This is a genomic window from Methylobacterium sp. XJLW, assembly GCF_003254375.1.
In the GTDB taxonomy this organism is placed as follows: Bacteria; Pseudomonadota; Alphaproteobacteria; order Rhizobiales; family Beijerinckiaceae; genus Methylobacterium; species Methylobacterium fujisawaense.
Genome location: NZ_CP016429.1, coordinates 4730863 through 4745406, shown reverse-complemented (window position 1 = coordinate 4745406; position 14544 = coordinate 4730863). Strand labels below are relative to the sequence as shown.

General features: G+C 72.0%; 16 protein-coding genes. 9 read left to right on the top strand and 7 right to left on the bottom strand.

Going from position 1 to position 14544, the window contains the following annotated elements; translation table 11 throughout:
• Nucleotides 1-114 precede the first annotated feature (114 nt).
• Nucleotides 115-1488: a PleD family two-component system response regulator gene (locus A3862_RS22000; protein ID WP_043383055.1), complete on the bottom strand. Its 1374-nt coding sequence runs from the start codon at nucleotides 1486-1488 to the stop codon at nucleotides 115-117.
• A gap of 172 nt (nucleotides 1489-1660) precedes the next feature.
• On the bottom strand, nucleotides 1661-2029 hold the full coding sequence (locus A3862_RS21995) for a response regulator (protein ID WP_043353956.1): 369 nt from the start codon (nucleotides 2027-2029) through the stop codon (nucleotides 1661-1663).
• 80 nt (nucleotides 2030-2109) lie between these two features.
• Between A3862_RS21995 and A3862_RS21990 the strand changes: the two genes are divergently transcribed.
• On the top strand, nucleotides 2110-2406 hold the full coding sequence (locus A3862_RS21990; RefSeq protein WP_043353976.1) for a DUF3572 domain-containing protein: 297 nt from the start codon (nucleotides 2110-2112) through the stop codon (nucleotides 2404-2406).
• A 296-nt stretch (nucleotides 2407-2702) separates the two neighbouring features.
• Here the strand turns inward: A3862_RS21990 and A3862_RS21985 are convergent, their stop codons facing one another.
• Both A3862_RS21985 and A3862_RS21980 read right to left on the bottom strand, forming a co-directional pair.
• Nucleotides 2703-3614 carry a cell envelope integrity EipB family protein gene (locus A3862_RS21985; RefSeq protein ID WP_043353960.1) on the bottom strand — a complete coding sequence of 304 codons (912 nt, stop codon included), beginning with the start codon at nucleotides 3612-3614 and terminating at the stop codon, nucleotides 2703-2705.
• A 108-nt stretch (nucleotides 3615-3722) separates the two neighbouring features.
• Nucleotides 3723-5588 carry an ABC transporter ATP-binding protein gene (locus A3862_RS21980; RefSeq protein ID WP_043383052.1) on the bottom strand — a complete coding sequence of 622 codons (1866 nt, stop codon included), beginning with the start codon at nucleotides 5586-5588 and terminating at the stop codon, nucleotides 3723-3725.
• Nucleotides 5589-5968: 380 nt separating this feature from the next.
• Here A3862_RS21980 and A3862_RS32525 point away from each other — a divergent pair, with 380 nt between their 5' ends.
• Nucleotides 5969-6265 (top strand): helix-hairpin-helix domain-containing protein, encoded by a 297-nt coding sequence (locus tag A3862_RS32525; RefSeq protein ID WP_244538785.1) that lies wholly within the window; start codon nucleotides 5969-5971, stop codon nucleotides 6263-6265.
• Between the two features lie 228 nt (nucleotides 6266-6493).
• Here the strand turns inward: A3862_RS32525 and trpB are convergent, their stop codons facing one another.
• Nucleotides 6494-7735, bottom strand: a complete 1242-nt coding sequence (trpB, locus tag A3862_RS21970) for a tryptophan synthase subunit beta (protein WP_043353967.1) — start codon at nucleotides 7733-7735, stop codon at nucleotides 6494-6496.
• Nucleotides 7736-7877: 142 nt separating this feature from the next.
• On the opposite strand from trpB, the gene msrA reads away from it, so the two are divergent.
• Entirely contained in the window at nucleotides 7878-8594 is a 717-nt protein-coding gene (msrA, locus tag A3862_RS21965) for a peptide-methionine (S)-S-oxide reductase MsrA (protein ID WP_043757081.1), read from the top strand.
• Between the two features lie 22 nt (nucleotides 8595-8616).
• On the opposite strand, the gene A3862_RS21960 is transcribed toward msrA, so the two are convergent.
• Both A3862_RS21960 and A3862_RS21955 read right to left on the bottom strand, forming a co-directional pair.
• Nucleotides 8617-9561: a prephenate/arogenate dehydrogenase family protein gene (locus A3862_RS21960; protein ID WP_043353972.1), complete on the bottom strand. Its 945-nt coding sequence runs from the start codon at nucleotides 9559-9561 to the stop codon at nucleotides 8617-8619.
• The gene (locus tag A3862_RS21955) at nucleotides 9554-10681 is read right to left on the bottom strand and encodes a pyridoxal phosphate-dependent aminotransferase (RefSeq protein WP_043383046.1); all 1128 of its coding nucleotides are present in this window, start codon (nucleotides 10679-10681) and stop codon (nucleotides 9554-9556) included. Before A3862_RS21955 ends, A3862_RS21960 begins: the two co-directional genes overlap by 8 nt.
• A 480-nt stretch (nucleotides 10682-11161) precedes the next feature.
• Here A3862_RS21955 and A3862_RS21950 point away from each other — a divergent pair, with 480 nt between their 5' ends.
• From A3862_RS21950 to metW, 6 genes are all read left to right on the top strand, one after another.
• Nucleotides 11162-11458: a hypothetical protein gene (locus tag A3862_RS21950; RefSeq protein WP_043355896.1), complete on the top strand. Its 297-nt coding sequence runs from the start codon at nucleotides 11162-11164 to the stop codon at nucleotides 11456-11458.
• Between the two features lie 158 nt (nucleotides 11459-11616).
• The gene (locus A3862_RS31620; RefSeq protein ID WP_164706390.1) at nucleotides 11617-11784 is read left to right on the top strand and encodes a hypothetical protein; all 168 of its coding nucleotides are present in this window, start codon (nucleotides 11617-11619) and stop codon (nucleotides 11782-11784) included.
• Nucleotides 11785-11875: 91 nt separating this feature from the next.
• Nucleotides 11876-12046: a hypothetical protein gene (locus A3862_RS21940; protein ID WP_236961430.1), complete on the top strand. Its 171-nt coding sequence runs from the start codon at nucleotides 11876-11878 to the stop codon at nucleotides 12044-12046.
• 125 nt (nucleotides 12047-12171) lie between these two features.
• Nucleotides 12172-12333 (top strand): hypothetical protein, encoded by a 162-nt coding sequence (locus A3862_RS31615; RefSeq protein ID WP_158498448.1) that lies wholly within the window; start codon nucleotides 12172-12174, stop codon nucleotides 12331-12333.
• A gap of 157 nt (nucleotides 12334-12490) precedes the next feature.
• Nucleotides 12491-13696: a homoserine O-acetyltransferase MetX gene (gene metX, locus A3862_RS21935; RefSeq protein ID WP_043355903.1), complete on the top strand. Its 1206-nt coding sequence runs from the start codon at nucleotides 12491-12493 to the stop codon at nucleotides 13694-13696.
• A gap of 98 nt (nucleotides 13697-13794) precedes the next feature.
• A complete protein-coding gene (gene metW, locus A3862_RS21930; protein ID WP_043355923.1) occupies nucleotides 13795-14493 on the top strand; it encodes a methionine biosynthesis protein MetW in 699 nt (232 codons plus the stop codon).
• The last annotated feature ends 51 nt before the right edge of the window (nucleotides 14494-14544 follow it).

Genomic DNA, 14544 nt, shown 5'->3' with positions numbered 1-14544 from the left:
GCGCGAGGTGTTGGCGATGGCGGGAGTGGTGTCAACCGGCCTGTTGCCGGACCGGGCCGCCGGCCGGCGGTCCGGGCCCTCGGCCGGCGGCCCGGACAGGCCGCGGCCGGAGTGTCAGGCTGCCTGCGACTCGACCCGGTTCCGTCCGGCCGCCTTGGCCCGGTAGAGGGCGAGGTCGGCGCGCCGGAGCATGTCGGCGGCGCAGAGATCCTCGCCGCGGCGCACGGCGACTCCGATCGAGACGGTCACGGGCACCGTCCGGGTAGCCCCCAGCACCGAGAACGGCACCGCCTCGACCCGCTCGCGGATGCGCTCGGCGATGCCCTGGGCCTCGCCGAGCCCCGCCTCCGGCAGGATCACCACCACCTCCTCGCCGCCGTAGCGCGCCACGATGTCGATGGGCCGGGTGTGCTGGCGGACCCGCTCGGCGAAGCCGCGCAGCACCTCGTCGCCGGCCTCGTGGCCGAAGCTGTCGTTGATGCCCTTGAAGTGGTCGATGTCGAGGATGAGCACGGAGAGCTGGGCCCGGCGGGCGGCCTCGTCGCCGAACAGCGTGCCGAGATGGTTGTCGAGATAGCGCCGGTTGTGCAGGCCGGTGAGCGCGTCGATCACGGCCATCTGGAGCGAGGCCTGCATCGCCCCCCGGAGCGCCTCGGTGAAGCGCTTGCGCTTCACCTGGGTGCGGACCCGGGCCATCAGCTCGTTGCGGTCGACCGGGCGCATCAGGAAGTCGTGCACGCCGAAATCGAGGCCGCGGACGACCCGGGCGCGGTCGTGCTCCTCCGCCAGCATGATCAGCGGCATCGTCCGGGTCCGATCCAGCGACCGGAGCTGGCTGCACAGGCGCAGGCCGTCGAAGCCCGCCAGATCGAGGCTGACCAGGGCGAGATCGAAGGGCGCCTCGGCGGCGAGGTGCAGGGCCGCCTGCGGATCGGGCTCGACCGTGACGACGTGGTGCTGGCGCAGGGCCCCGGCGAGGCGCTCGGCCGATCCGGGGCGGTCCTCGATGAGCAGGATCCGGGCATCGAGGCCGGTCTCGGCGGTGGCCAGCGCCAGGGGATCGCCGATCCCGAATTCGCGCGAGGCGAGCGCGCGCTGGCGCAGCTCGTCGGTCACCGCCTTGAGGCGCACGAGGCTGCGCACCCGGCTGAACAGGGCGGTGTCGTCCACGGGCTTGGTCAGGAAGTCGTCGGCCCCGGCGTCGAGGCCGCGCAGGCGGTCCGCGGGCTGGTCGAGGGCCGTGACCATCACCACCGGGATATGGGCCGTGAGCGGGTTGTTCTTGAGGTGCCGGCAGACCTCGAACCCGTCCATGCCGGGCATCATCACGTCGAGCAGGACGAGGTCGCAGAGGCCCTTCTCGCAGATCGCGATCGCGTCCCGGCCATTCATGGCCGCGAGCGTGTCGAAATATTCCAGGCCGAGCTTCGTCTCCAGAAGCCTGACGTTCGGGAACAGATCATCGACGATCAGGACACGGGCCGACATGCTTCCTCGTAGGGGCGCGGTGGAGCGGCCCGGACCGGGCACCGTGTGCCGTGGCGCGCGCCGCCGGTCAGCCGCAGGGGCCTGGGCGGATACGACAGGACGGACGGTTGAACCGGTCACCCGACCCGGACGGATCGGGTGACCGGTTCAACGGCGCGCCTCGCCGGCGTGGTCACGGCTCAAGATAGGCCCGAACCGTTGCCAAAAACTTCGCAACCGAGATCGGCTTCGACAGGTAGGCCTCGCAGCCGCCCTCGCGGATCCGCTCCTCGTCGCCCTTCATGGCGAAGGCCGTGATGGCGATGACCGGAATGCCCTTGAGGTCGTCATCCTCCTTGAGCCATTTCGTCACCTCGAGCCCGGAGACCTCGGGGAGCTGGATGTCCATGAGGATCAGGTCGGGATGATGGGCGCGGGCCAGTTCGATCGCCTCGATGCCGTGGGCGGTCTTCAGGGTCGCGTAGCCGTTCGCCTCCAGCAGGTCGTTGAACAGCTTCATGTTCAACTCGTTGTCCTCGACGATCAGCACCGTCTTCTTCATGATCCGATGTCCCGGTGCGCGCCGATCATGATTAGTGGGCGGTGAAGCCCCTCCGTCACCTTTGTAGCGTTCACATGTTGATGAATGGCAAACCTCTTCAAGGGGATGAGTCCGCCGAACGGCTCGCCCTGGACGTTCTGTTGTGGATCGCGGGGGACGAGGACCGGCTCCTGCCCTTCCTGGCGGCGAGCGGATTGAGCCCCGACACGCTGCGCGAAAGCGCCCGGGAGCCGGCTTTCCTGGTGGGCGTCCTCGACCACGTGATGGGCGACGAGAACGTCCTCGTCGCCTGCGCGAACGGTCTCGGCGTCAAGCCGGAGCGGATCGCCGCGGCGTGGCAGCGGCTGTCGCCGCGGCCGGATGACGAATGGGCGTGAGGCCTCCGGCGCGACGCGGACCGCTGCGCGCGTCCCGCCCGCGGATCCCGGGCTTGCCGGCGATCCGCGCCCGGCCTGCCCCTGGCCCAGCCCCATGAGCTCCATGAGCCCCATGAGGGACGGGGCCCGGGTGCTGGTCTCTCACGCGGTGGATGGCAGGCGGACGACGTGGGGATCGGCGAGCCCGCGCACAGGGGGGCCGCGACCCAACGCGCGACCCGCCCCCCGATCGGATCGGCGGGCCCGGGAGCCCGGGAGCATGGTCGGAACGGTGCGCGGCCTCTGCCCAACGGCGCTCAGGGCGTGCAGCCCTTCCCCGCGTCCTTGTCGCTCCGCCCCGCCTTGGCGTCGATGTCGAGGGCGGTCATGTCGCCCAGGATGGCGAAATCGCCGTAATCGAGCTTGAGCGCGCCGCTGACGCCGTTCTCGTACAGGTCGAAGCCGAGGGTGTAGATCGGCGTGCGCTCCCCGGCGCCCTCGGTGTAGTAGCTCAGGCGGACCGGCCAGTGCGGCATGCCGGCGAGCGAACCGTCGCGCAGCGGCTTGTCCCGGTCGGAGCCCGCGGCCGAAGCCGGGCCGGTCTCCGTGTGGCCGATCACCGCGAAGGTGTCGTAGATCTTCTTGCCGTCGTCCGAGCCGTCGTAGACCTTGACCGAGAGGGTCGACTGGCCGGCCCGCGCCGCCGCGATCAGGCGGCGCATGTGCTCGCTCGGGAACAGGACCGGCCCCTCCACGGTGAACGGCTTCGGGCCGCCCTTCAGTTTCACCGTGAGGGCGTCGCCCTGCTCGGAGGCGGTCCCGTCCACCGGGGCGGCGGCCTTGTTGTTGGTCAGCGTCGTCGTCTTGAACCGGAACTCGCGCCCCTGCCCGCCCTCGAAGGTGGTGCTGCGCATGTCCGACAGGCGCGTGCCGGTCTCGCCGGAGGACAGTTCCGTCACCTGGCGGGTCAGCATCGTGTAGCCCCGGCAGGCATCCCCCCGGAAGTCGATGACGATGCGCCCGCGGGCGCTCTCCACCGAGCGGGTGCCTCCGCCCTCGGCCAGCGACAGGTCGTAGACCGCCCGATGGTTGGCCAGGACGATCTCGGGCGACGGGGTCGCCGCCTCGGGCTTGGCCGCCGGTTCGGGCCCGGCGGGCGGGGCCGCCTGGGCGTTCCCGGCGCAGACGAGAAGGCCGGCCGTCAGCAGTCGGAAGAGGCGCAGGCGCATGGACAACCTCGATTCGGTCCGCCGCAGATAGCAGGCTCAGGGAATCGGGCAATGCTTGGGCCGGGCCGCGGGGGCGTCCCGAGGGCCTCGCCCCCGCTTCCGGCTCCCCTACCGGTAGCCCTCAGCCTGCAGGGTGAACAGCTCGGCGTAGCGGCCGCGCCGCTCCATCAGGGCGGCGTGGCCGCCCTCCTCCAGGACCCGGCCGCCCTCCAGGACGAGGATGCGGTCGGCCATGCGCACGGTGGAGAAGCGGTGCGAGATCAGCACCGCCGTCCGCCCGGCCGACAATTCCCGGAACCGCGCGAAGACGTCGTGCTCGGCCCTCGCGTCGAGGGCCGCGGTCGGCTCGTCCAGGATCAGGATCTCGGCCTCGCGCATGTAGGCCCGGGACAGCGCGACCTTCTGCCACTCGCCCCCGGAGAGGTCGAGGCCGCCGGCGAAGCGCTTGCCCAGGGGCTGGGCGTAGCCCTCGGGCAGGCGCTCGATCACCGGCGCCGCCAGCCCCCGGGCCGCCGCGGCCGCGATGCGCTCCGCATCCCCGGCGGCCTCGATCCGGCCGACCGCGACGTTCTCGCCCGCCGTGAGGTCGAAGCGGACGAAGTCCTGGAAGATCGCCCCGATCCGCGCCCGCAGCTCGTCGAGGTCGTACGCGGTGAGCGGCACCCCGTCGAGGAGCACCCGGCCCTCGTGCGGGTCGTAGAGCCGGGTCATCAGCTTGACGATCGTGGTCTTGCCGGCGCCGTTGCCGCCGACCAGCGCCACCGTCTCCCCGGCGCGGATCGCGAAGGAGAGGTGGCGCAGCGCCCAGGCCTGCGTGCCCGGATAGCGGTAGCCGACATCCTCGAAGACCAGCCCCTCCCGGATCGGGCGCGGCACCGGCACGGCCTGCGCGGGCGAGCGGATCTGCGGGCGGATCGCGAAGAAGGAGTAGAAGTCGTCGAGGTACTGCGCCTGGCCGGTGATCTGGGTCAGCCCGAGGAGCAGTCCCTCCAGGCCGCCGCGCAGGCGCTGGAAGGCGCCGGCCAGGAAGGCGAGATCGCCCACCGAGAAGGTGCCCGCCACCGTCCGCCAGACGATCACCGCGTAGGCGGCGTAGTAGGCGAGCGTCCCGAGGCTCGCGAAGGCGAAGCCCCAGCCGGCCCGGGCGACGGCGAGGCTGCGGTTCTCGGCGAGCAGTCGGCGCGCCGCCGTCCCGTAGAGGCCGGTCAGGTAGTCCGAGAGGCCGAAGAGCTTGATCTCCTTGGCGGTCTCGACGCTGGCGCCGAGGTAGCGCAGGTAGTCGATCCGGCGGCGCTCCGGGCTGCGGATCCAGGCGAGGCGGTAGCCGGCCTTGGTGAAATGCCACTCGTTGAGGACCGCCGGGACCAGGGCGGCGGCGATCAGCACCACGAGCCAGGGCGTGAAGGCCGCGACGCCGATCGCCAGGGTCGCGAGGGTCAGGAGCCCCTGCAACTGGCCGAACACCGTCCCGATGAGCCCGGTGCGGCCGCTGACCTGCCGGCGCGCCCGCTCCAGCCGGTCCTGCTGGGCGCTGTCCTCGAACTGCGCGAGATCGAGGGCGGCGGCGTGCGCCATCAGCCGCAGGGAGGCGGCGTTGGCGTAGAGGTCGCCGATCAGGGTCTCGGTGAGGTTCGCGAGACGGCCGGTGAGGTCCGAGACCAGGGCGAGGCCGAATTCGGCCGCCACCAGCCCGGCGAGCCGGGCCCGGCCGGGATCGGCCAGCCAGTCCGCCAGCCCCGCCCCTGGCGCCGGCCGGGCATGCTCGGCCACGATCCCGTCGAGGATCAGCTTGGCGAGATACAGCATCAGGACCGGCAGGCAGGCCGCCACGAGGCGCAGCGACAGGCTCGCCGCGAGCAGGCGCGGGCTGGCGGCGGCGATCTCCCGGAACAGGGTCGGCAGGTAGCGCAGGGCGCCCAGGCGCTCCCCGAGCCGCTCGCCTAGGCGTGCGCCGAGCCTCGTCCGCGCGCTCATCCCCTGGGGATTGCTCACCGGATTTCGGACGTGGATTGGACGACGCGCAAAGACAGCATTAACTGTAGATGCATATAGTTTTAATCCTCGTCGAGTGGTGCGTGCTCAGCGGTCCTGCAATCCTCAGAATTTCGGTCCTCCTCATCATTGCCGGCATACTCGCGGCGGTGGTGCAGGTCCTGTTGCCGGGCCCGGCGCCCGGACCGGTATCCCCGCCTGCGCCCTCGGCACCGGCGGTTCCCGAACCCTCGACGGCCCCGCCGCCCGCGCCGGCTCCCGCCCCGTCCGCGGCGGTCGAGCCCGCGCCTTCGCAGCCCGCGCCTGCGCAGCCCGGCAAGGCCCCGGCGCCCGCCGCGCCGTTACAGATGCCGTCCGACGCGATGGCGGTTCCCGCCGACCCTCCGGCCCCGCAGGCGGCGCCTCAACCGCAGGGCGAGGACGCGGCCGGTCAGGCCGAGGTCGAGCGGGCGGAGGACAGCGCCGGGCCCCGGGCCCTGGCCGTGGTCGATCTCAACACGGCCTCCGTGGCGGATCTCAACCGCCTGCGCGGCGGCGGCGCCATCGGCCGGGCGATCGTCGCCAAGCGGCCCTACACCGCGGTGGAGCAGCTGCTGTCGAAGCGGGTGCTCAGCCGGTCGGTCTACGAGAAGATCAAGGATCAGGTGACGGTGCGGTGAGGCGGCCGCGGCCGGCCCGGTGTCACGTGGTGTCGTCCGGGCTCGCCCCTGTCCCGGGCGCGTGCGACGCCAGCGGATGGCGGCCCGGGATCCCGCGCCGGACGTCGCGAAGCGTCCGCCCGAAACGCGCAGGCCCGTTCCGCCGCGCTTCGTCTGCCGGATCCCGGATCGCGGTCCACGGCGTTCCGGGCGTCCGGGAAGAGGGGTGCGTCCCGGAGACGCCGGCCCTCAGAGCGTCGTCCCGAAGATCTCCGCCACCTGCGGGATGTCCTTGTCGCCGCGACCGCAGAGATTGATCACCATCAGGTGTTCGGCCGGGCGCTGCGGCGCCAGTTCCAGAACCTTGGACAGGGCGTGGGCCGGCTCAAGGGCCGGGATGATGCCCTCCAGCATCGAGCAGAGCTTGAACGCCTCGAGGGCTTCGGTGTCCGTCGCCGAGATGTAGGTGACGCGACCCGTCTCGTGCAGCCACGCGTGCTCGGGCCCGATGCCGGGATAGTCCAGCCCGGCCGAGATCGAGTGCGCGTCGGCGATCTGTCCGTCCGCATCCATCAGCAGGTAGGTGCGGTTGCCGTGCAGCACGCCCGGCTTGCCGCCGGTGAGCGAGGCCGCGTGCAGGCCGGAATGAACCCCGTGGCCGGCCGCCTCGACCCCGAAGATCTCGACCTCGCGGTCGTCCAGGAACGGGTGGAACAGGCCCATGGCGTTGGAGCCGCCGCCGATGCAGGCGACCAGCGAATCCGGGAGGCGGCCCTCCTGGGCGATCATCTGCTCCCGGGTCTCACGCCCGATCACCGACTGGAAGTCGCGCACCATGGCCGGATAGGGGTGCGGCCCGGCGACGGTCCCGATGCAGTAGAACGTGTCGGCGACGTTGGTGACCCAGTCGCGCAGGGCCTCGTTCATGGCATCCTTGAGGGTCCGGGTGCCGGATTCCACCGGGATCACCTCGGCACCGAGCATCTTCATGCGGAAGACGTTGGGCGCCTGCCGGGCGACGTCGACCGCGCCCATGTAGACGACGCACTTGAGGCCGAAGCGCGCGCAGAGCGTCGCGGTGGCGACGCCGTGCTGGCCCGCGCCGGTCTCGGCGATGATCCGCGGCTTGCCCATGCGCCGGGCCAGCAGGATCTGGCCCAGCACGTTGTTCACCTTGTGGGAGCCGGTATGGTTCAGCTCCTCACGCTTGAAATAGACCTTGGCCCCCTGCCCGGCCGGAGCCTTGGCGCGCAGGTGCTCGGTCAGCCGCTCGGCATAGTAGAGCGGGCTCGGCCGGCCGATATAGTGGGTGCCGTAGCTCGCCATGTCGGCCGCGAAGGCCGGATCGACCTTGGCGGCCTCGTAGGCGGCTTCCAGCTCCAGGATCAGCGGCATCAGCGTCTCGGCGACGAAACGGCCGCCGAAGATGCCGAAGCGGCCGCGCTCGTCGGGACCGGTGCGGAAGGAGTTGGGCTCGGGGGCGATGGTCACGGGACGGGTCCTGCGGTCGCTGGGGTCGATCTGTTGCGGGTGCGTAGACCCATGCGGGCGCGGCTGCAATGCGGCGTCCCGCCCGCGTAACCGGTTCGGGCCACGGGGCGAACACCCTGTTGGTTTCCGGCAGGAGGATAGAATGGCACATCGCGATCGAATCCGCACGCTCCTCGGGGCCGCCCTCGGGCTCGGACTCGCAGGGGCCGTCCTGCTCCCCCGGCTTCCGGCCTTCGCCGAGGAAGCGCCCCGGCGCCTGCCGGAGGCCGCGACCCGCTCCGCCGAGCCGCCGGGGCCGCGCGTCGCGGTGTTCGCCGGCGGCTGCTTCTGGGGCGTGCAGGGGGTGTTCCAGCACCTGCGCGGCGTGAGCAATGCGGTGTCGGGCTATGCCGGCGGCACCCGTGCGGAGGCCGATTACCGGACGGTGAGCGGCGGCGGGACCGGCCATGCGGAGGCGGTCTCGGTCACCTACGACCCGGCCGCGATCCGCTACGACGAGCTCCTGCGGATCTTCTTCTCGGTGGCCCTCGACCCGACCCAGGTGGATCGCCAGGGGCCCGATACCGGGCACCAGTACCGCTCGGCCCTGTTCCCGCAGGATGCCGAGCAGGCGCGGGTGGCGAAGGCCTACATCGCCCAGCTCGACGCGGCCAAGGCCTATGCGCGGCCGGTCGCCACCCGGATCGAGCCGGCGGCCGCGTTCTACCCGGCCGAGGGTTACCACCAGGACTTCATGGCCCTGCATCCCGGCCACCCGTACATCGCCGCCTACGATGCGCCGAAGCTGGAGGCGCTGCGCAGCCTGTTCCCGGAGCGGACGGCGGCGCAGCCGGTTCTGGTCAACCGCCCGCCGGCCTGAGCGGGCGGCCCGGCGCGGTCCGCTATTCCTCCGGTGGCCGCGGCCGGCCGAAATCCGGGGCTGCGGTCTCCTGGCCCTGCGCCACGATGCTGCGCCGGATCGCCCGGGTGCGGGTGAACATCGCGTGGAGCGCGTCGCCGTCACCCCAGCGCACCGCCTTGGCGAGCGCCGACAGGTCCTCGTTGAACCGTCCGAGCATCTCCAGCACCGCCTCGCGGTTGTTGAGGAAGATGTCCCGCCACATGGTCGGGTCGGAGGCGGCGATGCGGGTGAAGTCGCGGAATCCGCTGGCCGAGAACTTGATCACCTCGGACTGCGTCGCCGATTCGAGGTCCGCGGCGGTGCCGACGATGTTGTAGGCGATCAGGTGCGGCAGGTGGCTGGTGATCGCCAGCACGTGGTCGTGGTGCTCGGCGCTCATCGTCTCGACATTGGCGCCCATCCCCGCCCACAGGGCGCGGACGGTCTCGACCGCCGCCGGATCGGTGCCCTCGGGCGGGGTCAGGATGCACCAGCGGCCCTGGAACAGGGTCGCGAAGCCCGCATCCGGCCCCGAGAACTCGGTTCCGGCGATCGGGTGGCCGGGGACCAGGGCGACGCCCTCGGGCAGGTGCGGCCGGATCGCCGCCACCACGGCGCCCTTCACCGAGCCGACATCCGACACGATCGCGCCGGCTTTCAGATGCGGCATCATCTCGGCCGCCGCGGCGCCGATGGCGCCCACCGGCACGCACAGGATCACGAGGTCGGTGTCGGCCGCGCCCTCCGCCGGGTCGCCCGTGACCGCGTCGGCGATGCCGAGTTCGCGCACCCGGTCGCGCACGGCCTCGTCCCGGTCGACGGCCACGATGGTGCGGGCGAGCCCGTAGCGGCGCGCCGCCCGGGCGATCGAGGATCCGATCAGCCCGAGGCCGACGATGGCGAGACGGTCGACGGCGGGCCTCTCGGCCTTGAGCGCCTCAGGCATGGGTGCTCCCCTGGGCGCCACGCACGAAGTCGCCGAGCGCCGCCAGGAAGGCCGTGTTCGCCTCGGCGCCGGCCACCGTCACCCGCAGGGCGTTGGGCAGGCCGTAGGCGGTGACCCGGCGGGTGATGAGGCCGCGCTCGGTCAGGAACGCGTCGGCATCCGCCGCCGAGCGGCCGGGCGCGTCGGGGAAGTGGATCAGCAGGAAGTTCGCGACGCTCGGCGTGACCGTGAGGCCGAGCGCCCGGGCGCCCTCGGTGAGCTTCGGCAGCCACTCGGCGTTGTGGGCGGCGGCGGCGGCCATGTGCGCCTCGTCGGCGATGGCGGCCGAGCCCGCGGCGATCGCCGGCCCCGAGACGTTGAACGGCCCCCGGATCCGGTTGACCGCGTCCGCCACGTGCGACGGCGCGACCATCCAGCCGATCCGCACGGCGGCCAGCCCGTGGATCTTCGAGAAGGTGCGGGTCATCACCACGTTCTCGGCTTCGAGCGCGAGTTCGAGCCCGGCCGAGTAGTCGTTCGCCCGGACGTATTCGGCATAGGCGCCGTCGATCACCAGCAGCACGTGCGGCGGCAGGCCGGCGTGGAGGCGGCGGATCTCGTCGAAGGGCAGGTAGGTGCCGGTCGGGTTGTTGGGGTTCGTGACGTAGACGATCCGCGTCCGGTCCGTGACCCGGGCCAGGATCGCGTCGACGTCCACGGTGAGGTCGCGCTCGGGCGCCACCACCGGCTCGCCCCCCGAGGCCAGGATGGCGATCCGGTACACGAGGAAGCCGTGCTCCGAGTAGATGCCCTCGGTGCCCGGCCCGGCATACGCGTAGGCCAGCAGCGAGAGCAGCTCGTCCGATCCCGCCCCGCAGACGATCCGCTCAGGATCGAGCCCGTAGCGCCTGGCGATGGCGGTGCGCAGCGCCGTGGCGCGCCCGTCCGGGTAGGTCTCGAGCTTGGCGGTCGCCGCGTGGAGGGCGGCGAGCGCCGCGGGGCTCGCGCCGAGGGGCGTCTCGTTGGAGGAGAGCTTGTAGACCGTGCCGCCGCCGGGCCGCCCGCTCTTGCCGGGCACGTAGGTGTCGATCGCCAGGACGCCGGGGCGCGGTTCCGGACGGGCGGGGCGGAGGGCGGACATTGCGGTGCGACTCGGGATGCGCGGGGTTCGGTCGGTTCCGCGTCCGTCTACAGCATTTCCTTTGCCGGTGAACCCGGGCCCGCTTCAGGGGCGCCGGTCCCGGTGAGCGCGTCCGGATATCCTGAGGCGCAATCACGCAGCCCGGGGCGCCACGCCGGTCGCGCGCCGCCTCGATCCGATCCCGGCGGGACTCGTGGTCCGGGTTCGAGGCTGCACGCCGCGGCGAGGGAAGGCGCGTGGCGTGGCCATTGGTCATGGGATGCGCCGGTCCCGCCGCGTCCGGCAGACCGAGTTCCGCAGGCCGGGGCCACCCGATCCGAGCCCTGTCTCGACCCGGGCGCTCCCGACCGCGCCGACGATTCGAGACGGACCCGATCCGGGATGGATCGGACGGCGCTGCGGCGTCTTGTACGCCCGCACGAAGTCATGGCTCAATGCCGGCGCTCCGCCGGCAGGCGCCCCATGCGAAGGACCCCATTCATGCCCCTCGAACGATACCTGGACGGCGGCGCCCACATCCTCCCCGCCGACGACACGCTGATCCGCTTCGGCATGACCAACGGCCAGCGGGTGATCGCGGTCGAGGTCCCGATCCCCGTGCTGCGTCAGCAATTCGGCGGCGGGGCCGACCTCGCGCCCCTGGAGCTGTTCGCCCGCAACCAGGCGGTGATCGAGGCCGCGGCGAGCCAGGCCTACGACCGGACCGAGACCCCGAACGATCTCCTGGATCTGGGGCCCGAGGATTTCGACACCCGGCCCGCCTCGGCCAAGCTCTGAACGGCAAGCTCTGACGGGCTCGATCCATCCGGGCGCGCCGCGGCAAATCGGCGACGCGCAAATGCCGCGGGGCACTCGCCACGTTTCGGCCTGTTGAACCCGGAGAACGGGGGCGCGTCGGGCGTGCCGCGCCCTGCATGCGCCTGGATGGATCGACGATGCCCGGTGACCTGATCCCCTGCAGCCTGTTCCTGATCGGGATCCTCGTTTCGCTCGCCGCGGATTGTCGCCTGCGCCGTGTCGAGCCGGCGCCCTGGGCCAACGGCTGCATCACGGCCGCCGGGGCCGCCCTGGTCTTCGCGGCCTGCGCGGCTGCGATGCGCTGAGGAACCGCCAGCCCCAGGACGCACTTTCCCACCGGCAATCAGGCGCCGCGCCAGGACGTGCGGCCGGCTGGGCGAGGGATTCATGGTTTCGATGCAGGCCCTGATCGGCTGCGGTCTCGTTCTCACCGGGATATTGATCGAAAGTGCTGCGAGCCGTCACTGGCGGGCGGGCGTCGGCGCGGATCGGCTGGATGCCCGCGCCGCCCTCGCCCTCGGCCTTCCGGCCCTGGGACTGGCCGTGATGGCCGCGCCGCTCGCGTGAGCGGCATCCCCTGCGGCGGCACGGCCCCGTTCCCGGGATCCTGCGTGTCCGGGCGCACCGTCGCGGCCGCCTGCCCGCCGTAGACCTGCGCCATCGCGACGACAGCGCGCGATGGAGGTGTCGAGATGAGCGTCGTTCTCAACTTCGTCCTGGACGGTGCGGCCGGCTTGGTCGAACCCGCATGGCTGCGCGCGCAACGCGCCGTGACCGGCGCCTCAGCGACCGAGATCCGGACGCACGCGTCCGATTGGACATCCGGCGTCCCCGACGGGCAAGACCCCGCCTGAGTAACCCGGCGGCGGCCGCCGGCCTGCGCGCGTTGACGCTCGGGCCCCCGCGCATTACCTCCGCAGGGCTGGCCGCGTCGGGCGAGTGCGGCGCGTCTGGCGGCACGATGCTCTCCCGGTTCGGATCCGAACGGATACACGGTCGTCGCGACCCGCCATGGACACCCAACCGGACACGGCCCTGAGGCCGGACCCGATCGACGAGCCGGCACGGCGCGCGTCCGAGCGCTCGCAGGCGCTCGACCCGAAGAGCCCGGTGGCGCGGTTTTCAGCGGACACGCCGCTGCTCACCGATGCGGGCATCGAACTCGCCCCGTTCCAGATCGCCTACCAGACCGCCGGCACGCTCAACGCCGCGCGCTCGAACGCGGTCCTCATCTGCCACGCGCTCACCGGCGACCAGTATTTCGCCCACACCCACCCGGTGACCGGCAAGCCCGGCTGGTGGGAGACCCTGGTCGGCCCCGGCAAGCCGATCGACACGGACCGCTACTTCGTCGTCTGCTCGAACGTCATCGGCTCCTGCATGGGCTCCACCGGGCCGGCCTCGATCGACCCGGCGACGGGGCGGCCCTACGGGCTGAACTTCCCGCTGGTCACGATCCGCGACATGGTCCGCGCCCAACTGATGCTGCTGGAGCACCTGGGCATCCACGACCTCTTCCTGTGCATCGGCGGCTCGATGGGGGGGATGCAGGTGCTGCAATGGGCGGCCCTCTATCCCGAGCGCGTCTTCGCCGCGATGCCGATCGCCACGGGCCCCCGCCATTCGGCGCAGAACATCGCCTTCCACGAGGTCGGCCGGCAGGCGATCATGGCCGATCCGGCCTGGGCGGACGGGCGCTACCTCGAGGCGGGCACGCGGCCCGCCAAGGGCTTGGGCGTCGCCCGGATGGGCGCGCACATCACCTATCTCTCCGAGCCGGCGTTGCATCGCAAGTTCGGCCGCCGGTTCCAGGGCGGATCGGCGCCGACCTTCTCGTTCAACGCCGACTTCCAGATCGAGAGCTATCTGCGCCACCAGGGCCTGAGCTTCGTCGAGCGGTTCGATGCCAACGCCTACCTCTACCTGACCCGGGCGATGGACTATTTCGACCTCGCCGAGGACCATGGCGGCGTGCTCGCCAACGCCTTCCGGGGGACGAAGACGCGCTTCTGCGTGATCTCCTTCACGTCGGACTGGCTGTTCCCGACCCGCGATTCCCGGGCGATCGTCCATGCGCTGAACGCCGCCGCGGCGCCGGTCGCCTTCGTGGAGGTCGAGAGCGACAAGGGCCACGACGCCTTCCTGCTCGACGAGCCGGCGATGTTCTCGGCCGCCCGCGGCTTCATCGACGCCGCCGCCCGGGCGCGCGGCCTGTGAGCGGCGGGTCCGGCAAGATGATGTTCGGCAAGCTGCCCCTGGGCAAGCACGCTCTGGGCAAGCACGCCCTGGGCAAGCATTCCATGGGCAAGCATTCCATGGGCAAGCATTCCCTCGGACAGGCCCCGCACGGCGCACCCTGGGAGAGCGCGGACGCCCTCCCCCATGCCGGCGAGGGCAACGGCGCCCGGGTCGACCATATCGTCGTGCTCGGCCTCGTGCCGGCGGGCGCCCGGGTCCTCGACATCGGCTGCGGCGACGGCTCGCTGCTGGCGCTGCTGCGCGACCGCCGGGGCATCGACGGGCGCGGGATCGAATTGTCCCGCGAGGGCGTGAATGCGTGCCTCGCCCGGGGCCTGTCGGTGATCCAGGGCGACGCCGACACCGACCTCGCCAACTACCCGGACGGCGCCTTCGACGTGGTGGTCCTGTCCCAGACCATCCAGGCGACCCGCAACCCCCGGGTGGTGCTGGAGCACCTGCTGCGCATCGGCCGGCAGGTGATCATCTCGTTCCCGAATTTCGGGCACTGGCGCGTGCGGTCCGAACTCGCCTTCCGCGGGCGCATGCCGGTCACCGAGATCATGCCGGACGCGTGGTGGGAGACCCCCAACATCCACCATTGCACGATCCGCGACTTCGTCGGCCTGTGCCGCCTGATCGGCGCGCGGATCGAGCACGCGACGGCGCTCGACGCCCGCGGCAGGCCGATGCGGTTCTCCATGCCCTGGTGGGTCTGGAACCTGTTCGGCGCGCAGGGCGTGTTCCTGCTCCGCCGCGAGGACGCCGGAAGCTAGCGCGCGAACGCGGCGCCGCCTCGGCGCCGCGCCCTGCAGGGGCCCTGGATC

What these genes read in the sequence shown, in the direction of transcription:
- A3862_RS22000 (WP_043383055.1), bottom strand. Translation starts at nt 1,488, where the DNA reads ATGTCGGCCCGTGTCCTGATCGTCGATGATCTGTTCCCGAACGTCAGG.
- A3862_RS21995 (WP_043353956.1), bottom strand. Translation starts at nt 2,029, where the DNA reads ATGAAGAAGACGGTGCTGATCGTCGAGGACAACGAGTTGAACATGAAG.
- A3862_RS21990 (WP_043353976.1), top strand. Translation starts at nt 2,110, where the DNA reads ATGAATGGCAAACCTCTTCAAGGGGATGAGTCCGCCGAACGGCTCGCC.
- A3862_RS21985 (WP_043353960.1), bottom strand. Translation starts at nt 3,614, where the DNA reads ATGCGCCTGCGCCTCTTCCGACTGCTGACGGCCGGCCTTCTCGTCTGC.
- A3862_RS21980 (WP_043383052.1), bottom strand. Translation starts at nt 5,588, where the DNA reads ATGAGCGCGCGGACGAGGCTCGGCGCACGCCTAGGCGAGCGGCTCGGG.
- A3862_RS32525 (WP_244538785.1), top strand. Translation starts at nt 5,969, where the DNA reads ATGGCGGTTCCCGCCGACCCTCCGGCCCCGCAGGCGGCGCCTCAACCG.
- msrA (WP_043757081.1), top strand. Translation starts at nt 7,878, where the DNA reads ATGGCACATCGCGATCGAATCCGCACGCTCCTCGGGGCCGCCCTCGGG.
- A3862_RS21960 (WP_043353972.1), bottom strand. Translation starts at nt 9,561, where the DNA reads ATGCCTGAGGCGCTCAAGGCCGAGAGGCCCGCCGTCGACCGTCTCGCC.
- A3862_RS21955 (WP_043383046.1), bottom strand. Translation starts at nt 10,681, where the DNA reads ATGTCCGCCCTCCGCCCCGCCCGTCCGGAACCGCGCCCCGGCGTCCTG.
- A3862_RS21950 (WP_043355896.1), top strand. Translation starts at nt 11,162, where the DNA reads ATGCCCCTCGAACGATACCTGGACGGCGGCGCCCACATCCTCCCCGCC.
- A3862_RS31620 (WP_164706390.1), top strand. Translation starts at nt 11,617, where the DNA reads ATGCCCGGTGACCTGATCCCCTGCAGCCTGTTCCTGATCGGGATCCTC.
- A3862_RS21940 (WP_236961430.1), top strand. Translation starts at nt 11,876, where the DNA reads ATGCAGGCCCTGATCGGCTGCGGTCTCGTTCTCACCGGGATATTGATC.
- A3862_RS31615 (WP_158498448.1), top strand. Translation starts at nt 12,172, where the DNA reads ATGAGCGTCGTTCTCAACTTCGTCCTGGACGGTGCGGCCGGCTTGGTC.
- metX (WP_043355903.1), top strand. Translation starts at nt 12,491, where the DNA reads ATGGACACCCAACCGGACACGGCCCTGAGGCCGGACCCGATCGACGAG.
- metW (WP_043355923.1), top strand. Translation starts at nt 13,795, where the DNA reads ATGGGCAAGCATTCCCTCGGACAGGCCCCGCACGGCGCACCCTGGGAG.